This is a genomic window from Sorangium sp. So ce295 (genome assembly GCF_051527405.1).
Classification (GTDB): Bacteria; Myxococcota_A; Polyangia; order Polyangiales; family Polyangiaceae; genus Sorangium; species Sorangium cellulosum_B.
The window spans coordinates 6,852,120-6,870,930 of sequence record NZ_CP150324.1; the positions used below are offsets into that span (position 1 = coordinate 6,852,120).

The 18,811-nt window shown below is 72.8% G+C and carries 15 protein-coding genes and 3 pseudogenes; 12 read left to right on the forward strand and 6 right to left on the reverse strand.

What is annotated here, in order from left to right:
- Nucleotides 1-31 precede the first annotated feature (31 nt).
- Nucleotides 32-1,162, forward strand: a pseudogene (locus tag WMF11_RS25865) (ferredoxin reductase family protein); the annotation flags it as partial.
- A gap of 188 nt (nt 1,163-1,350) precedes the next feature.
- On the opposite strand, the gene WMF11_RS25870 reads toward WMF11_RS25865, so the two are convergent.
- Together WMF11_RS25870 and acsA are read right to left on the reverse strand one after the other, a co-directional pair.
- A complete protein-coding gene (locus WMF11_RS25870) occupies nt 1,351-2,259 on the reverse strand; it encodes a PLP-dependent cysteine synthase family protein (protein ID WP_437901959.1) in 909 nt (302 codons plus the stop codon).
- Nucleotides 2,260-2,498: 239 nt separating this feature from the next.
- Nucleotides 2,499-4,286, reverse strand: coding sequence for an acetate--CoA ligase (acsA, locus tag WMF11_RS25875; RefSeq protein ID WP_437979347.1), 1,788 nt, complete (start codon nt 4,284-4,286; stop codon nt 2,499-2,501).
- Between the two features lie 352 nt (nt 4,287-4,638).
- Here acsA and atpB point away from each other — a divergent pair, with 352 nt between their 5' ends.
- From atpB to WMF11_RS25920, 9 genes and pseudogenes are all read left to right on the forward strand, one after another.
- Nucleotides 4,639-5,184 (forward strand): F0F1 ATP synthase subunit A, encoded by a 546-nt coding sequence (gene atpB, locus WMF11_RS25880; protein ID WP_437972604.1) that lies wholly within the window; start codon nt 4,639-4,641, stop codon nt 5,182-5,184.
- Nucleotides 5,181-5,423, forward strand: coding sequence for a F0F1 ATP synthase subunit C (locus tag WMF11_RS25885; RefSeq protein WP_437594783.1), 243 nt, complete (start codon nt 5,181-5,183; stop codon nt 5,421-5,423). The genes atpB and WMF11_RS25885 overlap by 4 nt, the downstream gene beginning before the upstream one ends.
- Before the next feature lie 3 nt (nt 5,424-5,426).
- Nucleotides 5,427-6,179 (forward strand): F0F1 ATP synthase subunit B, encoded by a 753-nt coding sequence (gene atpF, locus WMF11_RS25890; protein ID WP_437901962.1) that lies wholly within the window; start codon nt 5,427-5,429, stop codon nt 6,177-6,179.
- A pseudogene (locus WMF11_RS25895) lies at nt 6,166-6,387 on the forward strand (F0F1 ATP synthase subunit alpha); the annotation flags it as partial. The gene atpF and the pseudogene WMF11_RS25895, both read left to right, overlap by 14 nt.
- A gap of 271 nt (nt 6,388-6,658) precedes the next feature.
- Nucleotides 6,659-7,735 (forward strand): F0F1 ATP synthase subunit alpha, encoded by a 1,077-nt coding sequence (locus WMF11_RS25900; RefSeq protein ID WP_437972605.1) that lies wholly within the window; start codon nt 6,659-6,661, stop codon nt 7,733-7,735.
- Nucleotides 7,722-8,597 carry a F0F1 ATP synthase subunit gamma gene (locus WMF11_RS25905; protein ID WP_437972606.1) on the forward strand — a complete coding sequence of 292 codons (876 nt, stop codon included), beginning with the start codon at nt 7,722-7,724 and terminating at the stop codon, nt 8,595-8,597. The genes WMF11_RS25900 and WMF11_RS25905 overlap by 14 nt, the downstream gene beginning before the upstream one ends.
- 2 nt (nt 8,598-8,599) lie before the next feature.
- A pseudogene (gene atpD / locus WMF11_RS25910) lies at nt 8,600-10,124 on the forward strand (F0F1 ATP synthase subunit beta); the annotation flags it as partial.
- Nucleotides 10,057-10,446, forward strand: coding sequence for a F0F1 ATP synthase subunit epsilon (locus WMF11_RS25915; protein WP_437911024.1), 390 nt, complete (start codon nt 10,057-10,059; stop codon nt 10,444-10,446). The pseudogene atpD and the gene WMF11_RS25915, both read left to right, overlap by 68 nt.
- Entirely contained in the window at nt 10,443-10,775 is a 333-nt protein-coding gene (locus WMF11_RS25920; protein WP_437979348.1) for an AtpZ/AtpI family protein, read from the forward strand. Before WMF11_RS25915 ends, WMF11_RS25920 begins: the two co-directional genes overlap by 4 nt.
- Before the next feature lie 2 nt (nt 10,776-10,777).
- On the opposite strand, the gene WMF11_RS25925 is transcribed toward WMF11_RS25920, so the two are convergent.
- Genes WMF11_RS25925 through WMF11_RS25935 form a run of 3 tightly spaced genes read right to left on the reverse strand, consistent with a single transcriptional unit; the run spans nt 10,778 to nt 13,214 of the window.
- Entirely contained in the window at nt 10,778-11,035 is a 258-nt protein-coding gene (locus tag WMF11_RS25925; protein WP_437972607.1) for an acyl carrier protein, read from the reverse strand.
- 3 nt (nt 11,036-11,038) lie between these two features.
- Nucleotides 11,039-12,235: a dihydrolipoamide acetyltransferase family protein gene (locus tag WMF11_RS25930; protein WP_437901966.1), complete on the reverse strand. Its 1,197-nt coding sequence runs from the start codon at nt 12,233-12,235 to the stop codon at nt 11,039-11,041.
- Nucleotides 12,228-13,214: an alpha-ketoacid dehydrogenase subunit beta gene (locus WMF11_RS25935; RefSeq protein ID WP_437972608.1), complete on the reverse strand. Its 987-nt coding sequence runs from the start codon at nt 13,212-13,214 to the stop codon at nt 12,228-12,230. Before WMF11_RS25935 ends, WMF11_RS25930 begins: the two co-directional genes overlap by 8 nt.
- A 389-nt stretch (nt 13,215-13,603) precedes the next feature.
- Here WMF11_RS25935 and WMF11_RS25940 point away from each other — a divergent pair, with 389 nt between their 5' ends.
- Together WMF11_RS25940 and WMF11_RS25945 are read left to right on the forward strand one after the other, a co-directional pair.
- Nucleotides 13,604-15,205, forward strand: coding sequence for a DUF262 domain-containing protein (locus WMF11_RS25940; RefSeq protein WP_437901968.1), 1,602 nt, complete (start codon nt 13,604-13,606; stop codon nt 15,203-15,205).
- Entirely contained in the window at nt 15,205-16,428 is a 1,224-nt protein-coding gene (locus WMF11_RS25945) for a type II toxin-antitoxin system HipA family toxin (RefSeq protein ID WP_437972609.1), read from the forward strand. Before WMF11_RS25940 ends, WMF11_RS25945 begins: the two co-directional genes overlap by 1 nt.
- A gap of 114 nt (nt 16,429-16,542) precedes the next feature.
- Here the strand turns inward: WMF11_RS25945 and WMF11_RS25950 are convergent, their stop codons facing one another.
- Nucleotides 16,543-18,786, reverse strand: coding sequence for an HAD-IC family P-type ATPase (locus tag WMF11_RS25950; RefSeq protein WP_437972610.1), 2,244 nt, complete (start codon nt 18,784-18,786; stop codon nt 16,543-16,545).
- Nucleotides 18,787-18,811 lie beyond the last annotated feature (25 nt).

The window sequence follows — 18,811 nt, forward strand, 5'->3', positions numbered from 1 at the left end:
CGGCGCCGTCCCGAAAGGACGAGGACTCGCGGTGGAGATCGCGGCAGGGCTCGGCTACGTCGCGCTGGCGCTCCTCTCGCTGCAGCTCGCGCTGGGGGCGCGGGCGCGGCGCATCGTCAACGCGCTCGGCCTGGACGCGGTGCTCCTCTTCCACCGGCAGGCCGGGCTGTGGACCGCGGCCTTCGTCGCCGCGCACGTCGTGCTCCTCGCCGTCGCCGAGCCCTGGTACGTCGCGCACCTCCTCGACCTCTCCGCGAGCGCGCCGCGCGCGCTGGCCCTGGCCTTCGCGCTGATGGGTCTCCTGCTGCTCGTGCTCGTCCCGCGCCAGCTGACCCGGCTGCGCATCCCCTACGAAGCGTGGCGCGTCGGGCATGGGCTGCTGGCGGTGACCGTCGTGGGGATCGCGCTCTGGCACGTGCTCACGCTCGGACGCGCGAGCGCGACGCCGGTGAAGCAGGCCGCCATCACCGCGCTCGTCGCTGTCCCGGCGGCGGCGCTGGTCGCGTCCCACCTGCTGCGTCCGCTGCTGGCGCTCCGGCGACCGTGGCGCGTCGCCGAGGTGCGCCGCGAGCAGGATCGCGTCTGGACCCTGGTCCTCGAGGCGGCCGGGCATGACGGGCTCCGGTTCCAGCCCGGCCAATCGGTCTGGCTCACGCTGGGCCGGTCGCCGTTCTCGCCCCGGCAGCACCCCTTCACCATCGCGTCGAGCGCGGCCTCGCCGCGGCGCGTGGAGCTCACGATCAAGGAGCTCGGCGATTTCACGCGCACGATCGGGCAGACCCCCGTGGGGACGCGGGCGTACCTCGCCGGGCCCTACGGCGCGTTCGCGCTCGATCTCCGGGCTCCGCGCCCGCTCGTCTGCGTCGCCGGCGGGATCGGCATCACGCCGATGATGAGCATGATCCGCACGCTGCACGACCGGGGTGATCGCCGTCCAGTGCTGCTCGTGTACGCGAGCAGCACCGTCGACACGATCGTGTTCGCGCAGGAGCTCGACGAGCTCGCCCGCGCCATGGACCTCCGCGTTGTGCACGTCATCGAGAGACCGCCCCCCGGATGGACCGGGCAGGGCGGGCTCATCGGACGCGAGCTCCTCGATCGCCACCTGACCGACCGGTACGAGGGCGCGGAGATCTTCGTGTGCGGCCCCGAGCCGATGATGAATGTCGTGGAGCGGGCGCTCCGCGACCGCGCCGTGCCCGGCGGGCGCGTGCACGCAGAGCACTTCGTGCTCGTCGGATCGAGGCCGCCCGGGCGGCGATCGATGCGGGAGGAGCACGTCCGCGTCCTCTCGGCGGGCATCGCGCTGATGCTTCTCGTGGCCGTGCTCCTCGTCGCCGCTGTCCGCGCTCAGCGCGAGAACCAGGACTCGCTCAGGTATTTCTCCCCTTCGTCCGGGAACAGGGTGACCACGTTCTTCAGCTCAGGGCTCTTCTCCTTGACCCGCCTGGCGGCCAGGAGGTTCGCGCCCGAGGAGACCCCGACGAAGCAGCCGTGAACGCTCGCGATCCGCCTCGCCTCCGCGATCGCCTCTCCGTCCTCGACCCGGATGACGTCGTCGATGAGCTCGATGTTGTCCTCGATGAGCGGAGGCACGAACCCGTCGGCGATGCCCTCGATCCGATGGGGCCGGCAGACCTCGGGCCGGCCGCGCAGGCGCCCGTAGACGAGGGCGCACCGGGCGGGCTCGACGCCGAAGACCTTGACCTCGGGGTTGACCCGCCTGAAGGCCCTCGCGAGGCCGATCAGGGTCCCGCCGGAGCCGATCGCCGCGACGACCGCGTCGATCCGCCGGCGACCGAAGGCGCGAAGGATCTCCCCGCCGAGGTGCTTGTCGTGGTCTTCGGCGTTCCAGGGGTTGGCGAACTGATTTACATGGAAATGGCCCTTCTCCTTTCCCATGGCGCTCGCCCTTTGCACCGCGATATCCGTCCGATCCCGCGGGACTGTCCGCACGTCGGCGCCGAACGCCTTCATCATCTTGTAGCGCTCCTCGGAGAGGCCCTCGGCGATGAAGATCGTCACCTTGTAGCCTTTCACGGCGCCGACCATGGAGACGGCAGCGCCCGTGTTTCCGGACGATGCCTCGACGATCGTGCCGCCCTTCTGAAGGAGCCCTGCCTTCTCCGCCTTCTCGATGATGTACCTGGCGAGCCTGTCTTTGACGGAGCCAGAGGGGTTGAGGTACTCGCATTTTACGTGAACGCCGTCGAACGTCAGCAGGGGAGTTTCGCCGATCGCATCGAGTATCGTCTTCATGTCCACGGCCCCGCGTCGTCCAGCGCGTGCACCGGCGCGACGGCCTCCCGCCGCGCTCCCCGCCGCGCTGCTCTGCTGGCTCGGTGTGCACGAGCCGGGCCGCTCGGCTGCGTCACCGCCGGAATCGCTCGCGAGGCGTGAGATCGAAAGCCACGGCGCATCGCGCCGCGTCATGCCTTCTCGCCGGCCCGCGCGGCGAGGCCCTCAGCCGCCCGGGCGCCTTCCTGTCCGCGGGGCGCTCATGGCGCCTCCTCCCCGGCCGTGCCGTTCGTCCCCGTGGCCGCCTCGAGCGTGGACAGGTCGCCCTCGGGCAGACCGAGCTCGCGCGCCCGGAGCAGCCGCCGCATGATCTTGCCGCTGCGCGTCCGCGGCACCGAGCCGGCGAAGGCGATCTCGCGCGGCGCGACCGCCGGCCCGAGGTGCTTGCGCGCGAAGCCGATGAGCTCCCGCTCGATGTCCGGGGACGGAGCGTGCCCGGGCTTCAGCGCGACGAACGCCTTGACGACCTCGCCGGCGATCGGATCCGGCCGCCCGATCACGGCGGCCTCGGCCACGGCGGGGTGCATGAGCAGCGTGCTCTCCACCTCGAAGGGTCCGATGAGGTGCCCGGCGCTCTTGATGACGTCATCGTCGCGCCCGACGAACCAATAGTATCCATCCTTGTCTCGCCGGGCGAGATCTCCGCTCAGGTACCAGCCACCCGCGAAGCACTTCGCATAACGCTCGGGGTTGTTCCAGTAGGCGCGAAACATCGATGGCCAGCCGGGGCGCAGCGCGATCTCCCCCTCCACGTCAGGCTGCTCGATCACCTCGACACCCCCCTCGGGTGTGCGGCGGACGATCGCCGCCTCCACGCCAGGCAGCGGGCGCCCCATGGATCCCGGGCGGACATCCACGGAGGCGAGGTTGGCGATCATGATCCCCCCCGTCTCGGTCTGCCACCAGCCGTCATGGAAGGGGCGCCCGAACACCTCGTTGCTCCATGACACCGCGTCCGGATTCAGGGGCTCACCCACGCTGGCCATGAAGCGCAGCGCGCGGAGGTCGCGGGCGCGGAGCGGCTCCACGCCGGCTTTCATGAGCATCCTGATCGCCGTCGGCGCGGTGTACCAGACCGTGATGCGCTCTCGCTCGAGGATCTCGTACCAGCGCTCGGCGTCGAAATCGGCCTCATCGACGACCAGGGTCACGCCGTTCGTCAGCGGCGCGAGGATGCCGTAGGAGGTGCCTGTCACCCATCCCGGGTCCGCCGTGCACCAGAAGATGTCGTCCGGATGGAGGTCGAGGGCGAGCCTCCCGGTCACATGGTGCATCAGCACGGCTGCGTGGACGTGGAGGGCGCCCTTCGGCGTGCCCGTCGTCCCGCTCGTGAAGTGCAGCAGGGCCGGCGCTTCCGGGTCGGTCGGCGGGACCTGCGCCGCGGCGGGCGCCCCGTCGAGCAATCTACGGTAGGAGAGCGTCCCCGGCGCCTCGCCGTCCACGAGGATCACGTGCTCGAGCCACGGCAGCTCGCCGCGGATCGGCGCGACCCTGCGCGCGTAGAGCCGCGACGTGGTCACCAGCACGCGCGCCTCGCCGATGCTCATCCGCGCGCGCAGCGGCTCGGGGCCGAAGGCCGAGAACAGGGGACAGAAGATCGCCCGGTGCCTGAGCGCGCCGAGCGCGGCGACGTAGAGCTCCGGCGTCCTGCCGAGCAGCGTATAGACGCGATCTCCCGGCCGGACCCCCAGGCCGGCGAGCGCGCCGGCGAAGCGGGCCGTGAGCTCGGCGAGCTCCCCGTAGCGGATGTCCACCCGCTCTCCGTCCTTGCCGAGCCAGCGGATCGCGACGCGATCCCTGCCGGCGCCCGCGGCATGACGGTCCACGGCTTCGTAGGCCATGTTGAGCCCCTGTCCGCCGGGCAACCCGGTCAGCTCGGCCCGCGCCTCCGCCCACGAGAAGCGGCGGCACGCCTCCGTGTAGTCGGCGAGGTTCGGCGGCGGCTCTCCCGCGCCGCGAAGCTTCTTGATCTGCCTCGGCGCCTCCATCATCGCCTCCCCTGACCGGCACGCAACCGCCGTACCGGGCGCGGGCTCTTGCCCTCGGCGCCGAAGTGGCGACAAAGAGCCCACGCCGCCCAGGCGGCCACGGCCGCTCCGCACGCTGCTCGCGCAACGCACGCACACGCGCGCTGCGGCGCTTCCGCAGCGCCAGGCTGGCCTTCGCCGCGAGCGCCCCAGAGCTCGGGGTCGCCGTCACCTCCGCTCCGGGGCCGTGGGATCACGCCTTTCGATCGGGCGCCGCTCTCTTATTGATCCGGCTTGGTCCGGCACGCCGCCGGCGCGCGGAGCGGGCGGCCCGGAGCGCAAGGAGAGCGCCCTGATCGGACGGCGGCTGTCCGTGAGGCCAGGCAGGCTCCAGGCCGCCGCGGAGGTCGTCGTCGTCGCGATGGGCGATCAGATCCGCGCCATCCTCCGGCGCGATCCCGCGCCCTACCTGCCGCTCCTCGGCACGCTCTTCCTCTTCCTCGTCACCGCCAACTGCGCCGGCGTGCTCCCCATGGTCCATGCGCCGACCGAGCGCATCGAGACGCCGCTCGCGCTCGCGCTCATCGTCTTCTTCTCCGTCGCGGGCTACGGCGTACGCGCGCACGGCCCGCTCGGCTATCTCAAGCATTTCCTCGAGCCGAGCCCGCTGCTCGCGCCGATCCACCTCCTCTCGCAGGCGACCCGGACCTTCTCCCTGATGATGCGCCTGCTCGGGAACATCATGAGCCACGGGCTCGTGCTCGCCGTGGTCGTCTCGGTGGCCGGCCTCCTCGTCCCCATCCCCGTCATGGCGTTCGCGCTGTTCGTGGGGATCGTGCAGTCGTACATCTTCACCGTGCTCGCGGCCGTCTACGTCGGCGCGGCGATCGAGGAGCAGGTCGACGGGAGGGCCGCGTGAGCGCGGAGAGCCTGAGCATCCTCGGCGCCGTGCTCGCGGTCAGCGCCGGGGCCGTCGGGCCGGCGTTCGCCGAGGGCCGCGCGATCGTCGCGGCCATGGAGGCGATCGCCCGCCAGCCGGAGGCCAGCACGACGATCGCGCGGACCCTGTTCGTCGGCCTCGCGATGATCGAGGCCACGGCGATCTACTGCCTCGTGGTCGCGCTCGTCCTGCTCTTCGCCAACCCGTTCGTGCGCTGAGCCATGCACGTCTCCGGCTGGAACATCGCGCTGCAGACGGTCAATTTCCTCGTGCTCGCCTGGCTCCTCCAGCGCTTCCTGTGGAAGCCGGTCGCCAGGATCGTCGAGGCGCGGCAGCGGGACGCCGCGGCCCTGCTCGGCGACGCGCGCGAGGAGCGCGCGCGGGCGCAGCGGGCCGAGCAGGAGGCGCAGGTCAGGCGCGCGGCGCTCGAAGAGGAGGGGCGCCGCGCGCTCGAGGCGTCGCTGCGCCGCGCCGACGGGGAGGCGCAGCGGGCCCGCGAGGAGGCGGAGCAGAAGGCGCGCTGCCTGCTCGAGCAGGCGCGGGCCGAGATCGCGGAGGAGCGGGCGCGCGCGCTCCGCGAGCTCGAGGCGCAGGCGACCGAGCTCGCGATCGCGATCGCGGAGAGGCTGCTCCGCGAGGCGTCGGCGGGGCAGGACGCCCTGCTGGTCGCCCGGGCCATGCAGACCCTGGACGAGCCGGAGCAGCGGCGGCTCGTCGCCCGGCAGCTCGACCAGCTCGACGAGGCGCGCGTGGAGGTGGTCTCGGCGAGCCCGCTCGGGAAGGACGCGGAGCAGCGGCTCCGCGCGTGGCTCTCGGGGGTCGCCGCGCGCCCCGTGGCCCTGGTGTTCCAGGTCGATCCGTCGATGGTCGCGGGCCTTGCGCTGCGCTTCCCCCACGGGGTGTGGCAGCTCAGCTACCGGGCGTGGCTCCAGCGGATCGCGGCCGCCCTCGAGGTGCGGGATGGGGCTTGCTGAGGACCTCGGCGGCTGGGTGGGGCGCGCGAGGGACCGCGCGCGCGGCCTTCCTCTCGGGCCGGAGGCGCGGGAGGTCGGGCGCGTGCTCCGCGTGGCGGACGGCATCGCGACCGTCAGCGGCCTGCCGAGCGCGAAGCTCGACGAGGTCCTCGTCTTCGAGGACGGCACGCGCGGCCTCGCGGTGGCGCTCGATCCCGGCGCGATCGGCTGCGTGCTGCTCGGTCCGGACAGGGGCATCGCCGCGGGCTCCGCCGTCCAGGGGACGGGCAGGGTGATCGACGTGCCCGTCGGCGAGGCGCTGCTCGGGCGCGTCGTCGACCCGCTCGGGGCGCCGATCGACGGGGGCGGGCCCCTCGGCGGGGCGGCGCTCTCCCGCGCGCGCGCGCGCGCGCGCGCCGATCGAGCGCCGGGCGCCGTCCATCGTCGATCGCGCCCCCATCGCCGAGCCGCTCTTCACGGGGATCCTCCTCATCGACGCGATGCTCCCGCTCGGGCGCGGCCAGCGCGAGCTCATCATCGGCGACCGCGGCACCGGAAAGACCGCGATCGCGGTCGACGTGATCCTGAGCCAGCGGGAGACCGATGTCGTCTGCATCTATGCGGCGATCGGCCAGACCTCGTCCTCGGTCGGCGCGGTGATCGACGCCGTTCGCCGCTACGGCCCGAAGAACCGGACCACGTGCGTCGTCGCCGCGCCGGACGCCACGGCCGGGCTCCAGTGGCTCACCCCCTACGCGGCCTGCGCGATGGCGGAGCACTTCGTCGAGCGCGGCGGGCACGCGCTGCTCGTCCTCGACGACCTCACGAGCCACGCCCTCGTGCACCGACAGATCTCGCTCTTGCTGCGCCAGCCCCCGGGGCGCGAGGCGTTCCCGGGCGACGTGTTCTACCTGCACTCGCGGCTGCTGGAGCGGGCCGCGAAGCTGACCGGGGCGCTCGGCGGCGGCTCCCTGACCATGCTGCCCATCGCCGAGACGCAGGCCAGCAACCTGAGCGCCTACATCCCGACCAACCTCATCTCGATCACCGACGGGCAGATCTTCCTCGACCCGCGCCTCTACAACGAGGGATGGAAGCCCGCGATCGACGTCGGCAAGAGCGTGTCCCGCGTGGGCGGCAAGACGCAGACGCCCGCGATGCGCGCCGTCGCGGAGAGCCTCCGGCTCGAGTACGCGCAGTTCCTGGAGCTCGAGCTGTTCGCGCGCGTCGGCGGGGGCGCGGAGGAGGCCACGAAGCGAGCGCTCGAGCGCGGTCGAAGGGCGCGCGCGGCGATGGCGCAGCCGCTTCACCGGCCGCTGTCGGCGGGGCGGCAGATCGCCTTGCTGACGGCGCTCCAGGAGGGCTTGCTCGACCCGCTCCCGGCGGCGGCGATCGACGCGTTCCGCGAGGCGCTCGGCCGCGGGCTCCCGGCGCGGTGTCCCGCGACGCTCGCGCGGATCGAGGCGGGCATAGAGCCCACGCCGGAGGAGCGCCGCGCGCTCCTCGCCGAGCTGGCCGCGATGGCGGCCGAGGTCGGAGCTCGCGGCGACGAGGGGCGAGGCGATGGACGCGGCTGAGCTCGCCGCGCGGATCCGCACGCTCTCGCAGGCGGCGAAGGTGGTCGACGCGATGCGCTCGGTCGCGGCGTCGCACCGGCGGCAGGCCAACGACGCCTTCATGGGGTTCGAGCGCTACGCCGCGGCGACGCGGGAGGCGCTCGGCCAGGCGCTCGAGCTGCTCGACGCGGAGGAGGGGCGCGCGCCCTTCGAGAAGCCCGCCGGCGCCGCCGGCGCCCGGCGCGTCGTGGTCCTCTTCTCGGAGCATGGGTTCGTCGGCGCGCTCAACGAGCGGCTGCTCGACGCGGCGCTCCGCGTCGCCGGCGACGATCCGGGGCCGGCGGAGCTCGCTGCGCTGGGCACGCGGGGGCTCCGGCTCTGCCGCGACCGCGGCGTCGCCGCGCTGGCCTCGGGCCCGCTGCCGTCGACGATCTCCGGCGTCGGCCCGGCCGCGGATCGGCTCACGCGGGACGTGTTCGGCGCGATCGCCGGCGGCGCGATCGCCTGCGTCGATCTGGTGTTCGCGCGGCGCGCCGGCGCGCTCGGGTGGGGGCCCGAGGCGCTCCGGCTGTTCCCGCCGGAGCGCGGGTCCGGGGCGGGGGCGGCGCGGGGCGAGCCCCCGCTGCGCACGTTGCCGGCGGCCGCGCTCGTCGCGCGGATCATCGAGGAGCACTGCCTGGCCCAGGTGGTCTGGGCGCTCGGCGAGGCGTTCGCGTGTGAGCGCGCGGCGCGCCTCGCGGCCATGGAGGCGTCGCAGCGCAGCCTGCGGGAGGAGCTCGACGAGCTCTCGCGCGCGGAGCGCACCGCGCGGCAGGAGGCGATCACGAGCGAGCTCCTCGAGATCGCCGCCGGCGCGGAGCCGCTGCGCGAGGCGGAGGGGTGACGATGGCGGGCGGCGACGGAGCCGGCGCGGGGCGGGCCGAGGGCGCCGTGCGCAGGGTGCGGGGATCGGTGGTCGACGTCGCGTTCCCCGCCGGTGCGCTCCCACGCACGGGCGAGGCGCTGACGCTCGATGTCGACGGCCGCCGCCTCGTGCTCGAGGTGCAGCAGCAGCTCGATCCCGAGCACGTGCGGACGGTGGCCCTCGGGTTCACCGGGGGCCTGCAGCGCGGGGCGCGCGTCGCGGCCGCCGGGACGCCGATCACGGTGCCCGTGGGAGAGGCCGCGCTTGGCCGGCTTGTCGACGTCCTCGGTGACCCGCTCGATCGGCGCGGCGCTTTCCCGCCGGACGCCCCGCGCCGCCCGATCTCCCGACCGGCGCCGCCGCTCGAGGCCGAGGTGCGGGCGCGCGAGGCGTATCCCACGGGCATCAAGGTGATCGACCTGCTCGCGCCGCTCGCGCGCGGGGGCAAGGCAGGGCTCTTCGGCGGGGCCGGGGTCGGCAAGACGGTGCTCTTGATGGAGCTCATCCGGAGCACGATCTCGAAGCAGCGCGGCGTCGCTGTGTTCGCGGGGATCGGCGAGCGATCGCGCGAGGGGAACGAGCTCTGGCTCGAGATGCGCTCCTCGGGGGTGCTCGACCGGACGGTGCTGGTCTTCGGCCAGATGAACGAGCCGCCGGGCGCGCGCTTCCGCGTCGGGATGACGGCGCTCGCGCACGCCGAGTTCTTCCGCGACGAGCGCGGGCAGGACGTGCTGCTGCTCTTCGACAACATCTTCCGCTTCGTCCAGGCCGGCAGCGAGGTCTCCGGCCTCCTCGGGCGCCTGCCCTCCCGGGTGGGCTACCAGCCCACGCTCGCCACGGAGATCGCCGAGATCGAGGAGCGGATCGCCTCCACCGCGCGCGCATCGATGACGTCGATCCAGGCCGTGTACGTCCCCGCCGACGACATGACCGATCCGGCGGTCGCGCAGATCCTCACGCACCTCGACGCGGCGATCGTGCTCTCGCGCAAGCTGTCGAGCGAGGGGATCTATCCGGCGATCGACCCCCTGACCTCGAGCTCCATCTTGATGGACCCGCTCGTCGTCGGCGCAGGCCATTACCGGACCAGCGCGCAGGTCCGCCGTACGCTGGCGGAGTACCGGGAGCTCGCCGACATCATCGCGATGCTCGGGATCGAGGAGCTCTCGCCGGAGGACCGGCGCACGGTCGCGCGGGCGCGGCGGCTCCAGCGGTTCCTCACGCAGCCGTTCGTCGTGACCCAGCCGTTCACGGGGCGCGCGGGCGCGAGGGTCGAGGTCGCCGAGTGCATCCGGGGGTGCGACGCGATCCTCGCCGGAGAGTGCGACGACTGGCCGGAGGCCGCGCTGTACATGGTGGGCACGCTCGACGAGGCGCGCGCGCGGGTGAAGGGATCATGAGGCTCACGATCGTGACGCCGGCGGCGCTGATCGCGGAGGTGGATCCGGTCCGCCACGTCCGCGCCGAGGACCCGACGGGCTCCTTCGGGATCCTCCCGGGGCACGCGGACCTGCTCACGGTGCTCGTCGTCTCGGTGCTCGTGTACCGGGACGAGGCGGGGCGCGAGCGCTTCGTGGCGGTGCGCGGCGGTGTGCTGACCGTCCGCGAGCGGCGGGCGGTCGAGGTCCTCACCCGCGAGGCCGTCGCGAGCGACGACCTGGACCAGCTCGAGCGCGACGTGCTCGTCCGCTATCGCCGCACGGCCGCCGCCGAGGAGGAGGCCGCCCGCGGCCTGCGCCGGCTGGAGGGAGCGCTGCTGTGCCGGGTGGCCGACCACCTGCGGCTCACGGGGCCGCGCCATGGGGTCCCTCGGCTGGAGCCGCGGTGACCTCCCCGGGAAGCGAGGGACCGGGGCGCGCGCCGAGGGAGCCCGATCCCTTGCACGAGGGCGTCGTCCGGTTCGGCGAGCGGCGCAGGCGCTGGGCATGGGAGCGGGGGCGGCCGCTGGGGCTCGCGCTGTCCCTGGTCGGCCTCGGGTGGCTCGTCGTGCTGCCGGCCCTGCTCGGGCTCTTCGTGGGGAGCTGGCTCGACGCGCGCTTGCGGACAGGCGTCACGCTCCGGGCCGGCCTCGGTCTGCTCGGGCTCGCGCTCGGCTGCACGAGCGCGTGGCGGTACGTCGCGCGCCAGCTCCGGCGCGGTGACCGCGGGCACGGCTGACGCTACGCCGCGCGCTGCGCGAGCGTCTTCGCCAGGTAGTCGGTGCACCCGCGGACCGTCGCGATCCGCCGGTAATCCGACTCGGGCACGCTCACGCCGAGCGCCGCGTCGAGGGCCGTCACGAGGCGAAGGAAATCCATCGAATCGATGTCGAGCTCCTCGCGGACGTCACGGTCCGGGCCGAGCGCCCCGACGTCCGCCTCCGGCGCGATGCGCTGGAGCTCCCGGCGCACGACGGCCTCGATCTCGTCCTTGTTCATCGGTCAAAGTCCCTCCGGTCGTTGCAGGAGCGCGCCCAGCGAGGCGAGGTAGGCGGCCGCGCGGTGGCCGTCCGTCACCCGGTGGTCCGCGGCGAGCGTCGCGTTCACGAGCGGCCGCGGCACCACGCGGCCGTCGACGACCCACGGCCGCTCGGCGATCTTCCCGAGCCCGACGATGGCCACCTGCGGCGGAAAGATGACGGGAAACACCGTCTCCACGCCGCGCTCCCCGAGGCTCGTGACGGTGATCGTGGGGTCGCTCATCTCGGAGCTGCGGAGCGTCCCGGCCCGGGCGCGCTGGACCAGGTCCTTCAAGGCGGCCATCAGCTCGTCGAGCGGCAGCCGGTCCGCGTCGTGCAGCGCCGGCGCCACGAGCCCGCCGCCCCGGAGCGACACCGCCACGCCGAGGTGGATCCTCGGGGCGGGCGGCGCCTCATCCCCCTCCCAGCGGGCGTTCAGCTCGGGGACGTCACGCAGGGCGAGCGCCGCCGCCTTGAGGAGGAGCGCGCCCGGCAGGAGCCTCCCGGCCACGTTGCGCTCCGCGTTCTCCCGCTCGACCCAGGACATCGCCGTGCGGAGGTCGATGGTCGTACCGAGGTAGAAGTGCGGCGCCTCGCGCTTCGATCGGGCCATCGCCGCCGCGATCGCCCGGCGCATGCGGGCCGACGCCTCCTTGGTCATGGCATCGGCCGCCGCCTCCTTCGTGCCGGCCGCCGCCGCCCGCTCGACATCCACGGCCTCGACGGCGCCGTCCGGTCCCGTCCCCTGGACCCGCGCAAGGTCGACCCCGAGCTCCTGCGCCCGCCGCCTCGCGCGGGGAGACACGCGCGGCCCCTGCGCGAGGGCCGCGGGCGGCGACGCGGCCTCGCGCGGCGCCCCGGCGACCGCCGGGGGAGGAAACGGCGGCGCGGGCGCGGCAGGCGCGGCAGGCGCGGCGGGTGGGGGCGCGCCGGCCGCAGCCTCACGCCCCTCGAGGATCACGGCCATCGGCGTGCCGACGGGCACCTTCTGCCCGGGCTCCACGAGGAGCCGGTCGATGACGCCGCTCGTGAACACCTCGACCTCGACGAGCCCTTTCTCCGTCTCGACCTCGGCGATCACGTCGTCGCGCGCGACGCGGTCCCCCACCGCGCGGCGCCACTTCACCAGCGTCCCGGCCTCCATGTCCGCGCCGAGCGAGGGCATCAGGAACTCAGACATCGCGCCGCACCGTCCTCTCCACGGCGGAGACGATGCGCGGGACCTGCGGCAGCGCCGCCTCCTCGAGGTGGCGCGCGTAGGGGATCGGCACCTCGGCGCTGCACACCCGCGCGACGGGCGCGTCGAGCTCGTAGAACGCGCCCTCCATGATCCGCGCGCTCACCTCGGCGGCGAGGCTCCCGCTCCGCCACCCCTCGTCGACGAGCACGGCGCGGTGCGTCCGCCGCACGGTCGCGAGGATCGCCTCCTCGTCGAGCGGCCGCAGGCACCGGAGGTCCAGCACCTCGGCCTCGACGCCGCGGCCCGCGAGCTGCTCGGCCGCGGCGAGCGCCTTCGGGACCGAGCCGCCGTGCGCGATCAGGCTCACGTCGCGGCCCGCGCGCCGCACCTCCGCGCGGAAGGGAGCCGCCGGGGGCGCCTCGTCGTCGAGCTCGCCCTCCATGGGGTAGAGGTACTGGTGCTCGAAGACGACCACCGGGTCCGGATCGTCGAGCCCGGCGAGCAGCATGTCGCGCGCGTCCTGCACCGTCGCGGGCGCGAGGGCCTTGAGCCCGGGCACGTGCGCGTACCAGTTCTCGAGGCTGTGCGAGTGCTGCGCGGCGAGCTGGCGGCCGCCCCCCGTGGCCATGCGCACGACGAGCGGGATCGTGAACTGGCCGCCGGACATGTGCCGGAGCGTCGCCGCGTTGTTCACGATCTGGTCGAGCGCGAGCAGGCTGAAGTTGACCGTCATCACCTCGACGATCGGGCGCGCCCCGCCGAGGGCGGCGCCGATGCCGGCGCCGACGAAGGTCGACTCGGCGAGCGGCGTGTCGCGGACCCGCTCCGGGCCGAACTCCTCGAGCAGGCCGGCGCTGCACGCGTAGGCGCCGCCGTAGCGGCCCACGTCCTCGCCCATCAGGAAGGCCCGCGGCTCGCGCCGGAGCGCCTCGCGCAGCCCGGAGCGGACCGCCTCGCGGTAGGTCGCCGTCCGCTTCACGTCACGGGTCCTCCCGGGCGCAGAGCAAGCGGGTCAGGGCCTCGACCGGCGGGGCGGGCCCTGCCGTGCTGCGCGCGTTCCTTGTCTGGCCGGGTGCCTCCCCTCATCACATTCAGGCTCCGAGAGACGCGGCCGAGCAACGAGCGTACCGGCGCCGAGGCGCTCGGGGCTGGCCCGCTCGGCGCTGCGAGCTCAGCGGCGAGGTGCGCCGTGATCTCCTGATGGGGGGGCGGCCTGACGTCGGCCGCCGTCGAGTTGGGCACCTGCGCATGGGCGTGCCGCGCCGTGTGCGCTTCCCACGAGCTGGTACAGCCGCTACCAGTATCGATTGCTGGAGTGTACGCGCGTCCCACCTGCACCCGCACGAGGCGGCTGGTATGCTCGCCCCGATGACTCAAGCCTCCCACGCCACGGGCGCGATCGAGCTCGAAACGAAGACGTTCAGCGTGGCCAAGCTTCTCGACGCGATCCGCACCGGACGCATGAGGATTCCGCGGTTCCAGCGTGGATTTCGGTGGAGCGACGAAGATCGCCGGCTGCTCTTCGACAGCCTTCAGGCGGGCTATCCGATTGGCACGCTCCTGCTCGCTCGCGGCGAAGCACCGGCCGACCGGGTCACCCTCGGCGGATATTCGATCGATGTACCCCCTACCCCGGACGCGCTTTGGGTCGTCGACGGGCAACAGCGCCTGAGCACCCTGGCGACGGCGCTCCTCGAGGATCACTCAGGTGCCTACCGTGCCATCTATTTCGATCTCGAGACGGAGCGCTTCGAGATCGGCACCCGGCGCCGCGCTCCTCCGCCGCACTGGGTGCCCGTGCACACGCTATCGAGCTCGTCGACCCTCAACAAATGGCTACGCGAACGGGCGATGTCGGATCGGATCTCGGACCGCGCCGACGAGATATCGCGGCGAATCCGCGAATACACGGTCCCTGCGTACCTCGTTCCGTACGATGGGCGCAACGACGCGTTGCTCAAGCAGATCTTCGCCCGCATCAATCGGCGCGGCAGGGCCCTCGAGAGCTACGAGGTCTTCCAGGCCCTGCACGCGAGCGTGCTCGGCGCGAGGGGCCCCATCGACCGCGTGCGCGACGACCTCGCACAGATGGGGTTCGGGCCCATCGACGCACGCCAGGTGGAGCGCGCGGCCCTGGCCGTCGCCGGCGGCGAACCGGGGGGCTCTCTCGAGAGGGACGTTCCCGAGGCGCAGGTTCCGGCGCTGTTCGACCGGGTCTTGAAGAGCCTCGCCGCTGCGATCGAGTTCCTCGCGAACGATGCGGGCGTGCCCCACGTAGACCTCCTACCCTACGGAGGGCCCCTGCCGCTCTTGGCGCGGCTCTTTGCGGAACACCCGACCCTTCATGCTCGCAATCGTGATCTCCTCCGGCGCTGGTTCTGGCGCGGCACCCTCACCGGGCACCATCGCACCGACAACAAGGCCGACCGGCCCAGATGGAGAGCCATCGTCGCGGACGAGCACGCCTCGGTGCAAGCCCTCCTCAAGCTGCTTCCGGCGGTGACGGAGGACAGTCTCCCCGAGTCGCTGGCGCCGTTCCGGCGCGGGACCGCTCGGGTCGACATTGAGTTGCTCGCGATGTTCGCGCTCGGGCCGCGGGTGCTGAGCGGCGACGACCGAGGTGCCGAGATCTCGATCCCATCGCTGATCAGCAATCCAGAGTTCCCGTGGCAGATCGCCGAGCCCGTGCCCGGCCAGGAGAAGACGAGCGCCCTCTTCCTGTTGCACGCCCCCATGGATCAAAAGGCCCTGCATGAAATCGATCCGTGCGACGAGCTCCTGTCGACGCACGCGATCGACCCTGCTGGGTTCCGGGCACTCCTCGCCGGGGACGTCGCAGAATTTCAGCGGCGTCGCGCCGGCAGCTTGCTCCTGCACCTGCGCGCGTTCCTCAGAGGACAAGCGGGGATCGGAGCGGCCGACCGCGATCGCCCGCCGCTCGACGCGTATTTCTCGGACGGGGACGCCTGATGCTCGACGTCCTGCTCCATGGCCAACGCGTGGGTACGCTGGTTCGCGAACCATCGACCCGGATCATCTCGCTCGTCCTCGAGGAAGCCTACATGGAGGACGCAAACCGCCCTGTTCTTGGACAGCAATTCGAGGACCGCCGCGACCACCGCGTCTTCCGCCAGGCCGCGCGCCTCGGCAGGCTCCCCACGTTCTTCGCAAACCTGCTGCCGGAGGGGGCCCTGCAGGCCATCGTGGCGTCGCAGCACCTTGCGGACGACGAGGCCTCCACCCTGGCTGTCGTGGGCGAGGACCTCCCGGGAGCCGTCGTCGTCCGGCCCGCCGGAGCCGAGTCGGCCAAGGCGACCGAAGGCGACCGGACCTTTGACGAGCCGCCCGTCGCCCCTTCTTCCATCGGACCGGGAGGATTGCGCTTCTCGCTGGCGGGGGTGCAGCTCAAATTCTCGGCGGTCCGCGATCCAAGCAATCGCTTCACGCTGCCCTTTCGCGGCCGAGGGGGCCGCTGGATCCTCAAGTTCGGATCGCCCACCTACCCTGGGCTTCCTGAGAACGAGCACTGGACGATGCAATGGGCTGCCCGGTGCGGGCTCGCCGTCCCGCGCAACGAGCTCATCGAGGTCGCATCCATCCAGGGACTGGACCCCAGGTTTGCTGCCCTCGACAGGTACGTTTTCGCGATCGAACGCTACGACCGCGCCGGCGACGACACCCGGATCCACCAGGAGGACTTCGCCCAGGTGCGCGGCATCCTCCCCGAGCAGAAGTACGGGGGAGCGAGCTACGAGGCGCTGGCCCGCTTCATCGGTGATCTCTGCGGACACGACGATCTGCTCGAGTTCGTGCGACGCGTGGTATTCACCATCGTGTCGGGCAACACCGACATGCACCTCAAGAACTGGTCGCTCGTCTATCCCGACCGACGCGGCGCGCGGCTCGCCCCCGCCTATGATCTGGTATTCGTGCGCCAGTATCTCCCCACCGATCAGCTCGCGCTGCCGCTCGTGAAAGAGCGCGATCCGCTCCGGATTGGCTGGGAGCATTTCACGCGGGTCGAGAAATTCCTCGCGCGTTTCGGCCTTGACCTCCAGGTGGTGGCGACTGCCCGGGAATTTCTCGCGCGCTGCGTAGACGACCTGCGAACGCATCGGGACGAGCTCGAGGACCCCTATCGCAAGAGCCTGGAGGCGTACGTCGACGCGCTACCCCTCGTGCGCACCAGCTGATCGACCTGCCCAGGCGAGGGGGACGCCGGCCGCATGCGAGTGAGGCGGATCGGAATCTCGTGAAGTCGGTACGGCCCGGCGTCCGGGCACGGGCGGCCGAGCGGCGGCCCCGTGTCACGCGAAGATGCGCCGCATCAGCGCGCGTTTGATCGCCTCGACGATGGCGAGGTAGGTCAGCGTCGCGCCCGCGAGGAACAGGAAGAAGCCGGGCGGCAGCGGCACGAAGCCGAGCAGCCCGGCGAAGGGGCTGTACGGCAGCGCGAGGGCCACGGCCACGACGCCGAGCGTGGTCGCCGCGAGCGCGCGGCTCGGAGAGCTCTTGAAGGAGCTGCCCATCGTGCGGATCACGAAGATCACGAGCGTCTGCGTGGCCAGCGACTCGACGAACCAGCCGGTGCGGAAGAGCGGGGCCGGCGCGCGGAACACGCGGAGCAACACGTAGAAGGTGAGGAAGTCGTACAGGGAGCTGATCGGCCCGATCACCATCATGAAGCGGCGGATCAAGGCGATGTCCCACCGCCGCGGCTTCCGGACGAAGCTCGCGTCGACGTTGTCCGTCGGGATCGTGATCTGCGCGAGATCGTAGAGGAAGTTGTTCAGGAGGATCTGCGCGGGCAGCATCGGCAAGAACGGGAGGAGCACCGAGGCCCCGGCCATGCTGAACATGTTGCCGAAGTTCGAGCTCGTCCCCATGAGCAGGTACTTCATCACGTTGCCAAAGGCCTTCCGCCTCTCGAGGATGCCCGAGCGCAGCACGTCGAGCCTGCGGTCGAGCAGCACGATCTCCGCGGCGTCCCTGGCCACGTCGACGGCGCCGGCGACGGAGATCCCGACGTCGGCGGTGTGCAGCGACGGCGCGTCGTTGATGCCGTCGCCGACGTAGCCGACCACGTGACCGCGGGCCTTGAGCGCGCGGAGGACGCGGTTCTTCTGCGCCGGCGAGACGCGCGCGAACACGCGGGTGCGCTCGGCGAGGTGGGAGAGCGCCGGGTCGTCGAGGCGATCGATCGCGCCGCCGAGGACGATCTCGCCGGGATCGAGGCCGACCTGCCGGCAGACGTGCCCGGCGACGAGCTCGCTGTCGCCCGTCAGGATCTTCACGTCGACCCCTTCCTCACGGAGCGCGCCCACGATCCCGGCGGCGTCGGGGAGCGGCGGATCGACGAACGCGAGCAGCCCCGCGAGCGTGAGATCGACCTCGTCGTCGCGCCGGTACGCCGGCCTGGCCGGCACGCCGCGGTAGGCGACCGCGAGCACCCGGTAGCCCTGCTGGCCGAGCGCATGGAACGCCGCCTCGCACCGCGCGCGGGCGGCGTCGTCGAGCGGCCGCACCTCGCCGCTGGCCTCGTACGAGGTCGCGATCGCGAGGACGCTCTCGGGCGCGCCCTTGGTCACGAGCAGCCGCTCGCCCTGGCGCTCGGCGACCACGCTCACGCGGCGCCGCTCGAAGTCGAACGGCAGCTCGTCGAGCTTGTGGAAGCCGTCGATGTCGGGGTGCTCGTGGCGCAGCACGGCCAGGGCCACCGCGAAGAGGAGCGACTCGAGCGGATCGCGCCGGAGCGCGGCGGTGAACGCGATGACGAGGAGCACGAGGAAGAGCACGAGCCTGAGGATGAACGCCCCGAAACGCGCCATCCCCCGCTCGAACTCGGTCTGCGGAGGGCGGGTCGCGAGGGCGCGGGCGATGCCGCCGAAGGCGGTGTCGGCGCCCGTCGCGAACACGACCGCGGTCGCGGTGCCGCTCACCACCGACGACCCGAGGAACACCGCCTGGGTCATCTCGTCCGGGCTCTTCGCGGTCGAGGGCCCAGGGTCGGGGCTCTTCTCGGCGGGCAGCGGCTCGCCGGTGAGCGCGGCCTGGTGAACGTGCAGATCCTTGGCCGTGAGCAGGCGCGCATCGGCGGGGACCAGATCGCCCGCGGCGAGCCGCAGGACGTCGCCCGGCACGACCTCGCGCCGCGGGAGCTCGCGGAACACCCGGTCTCGCAGCGTCGTCGCGGTGGGCGCGACCTGGGCGCGGAGCCGCTCGGCCGCGCGGTGGGATCGCCGCGTCTGCACCGACTCGACCGCGACGCTCAGCGCCACGATGACCACGACGACCGCCGCGTTCGTCAGGTCGCCGAGGAGCGCCGACACCACGCTGGCGAGCAGGAGGATGCTCACGAGCGGGTTCGCGAAGCGGCGCAACACCTGGACGACGGCCGCCTCTCGCCTCGTGGTGGCCGCGGGCTCGTTGGGGCCGAACCGCCCGAGCCGCTGCCGCGCCTCCTCGCTCGTCAGCCCGCGCGGTGAGGTCCCGAGCCGCTCGAGCAGCGCCGCGACGGGCAGGCCCGAGAGCCGCTGCGCGTTCGCGTCCATGCGCCCACGAGCTCCGCCTTCTCCT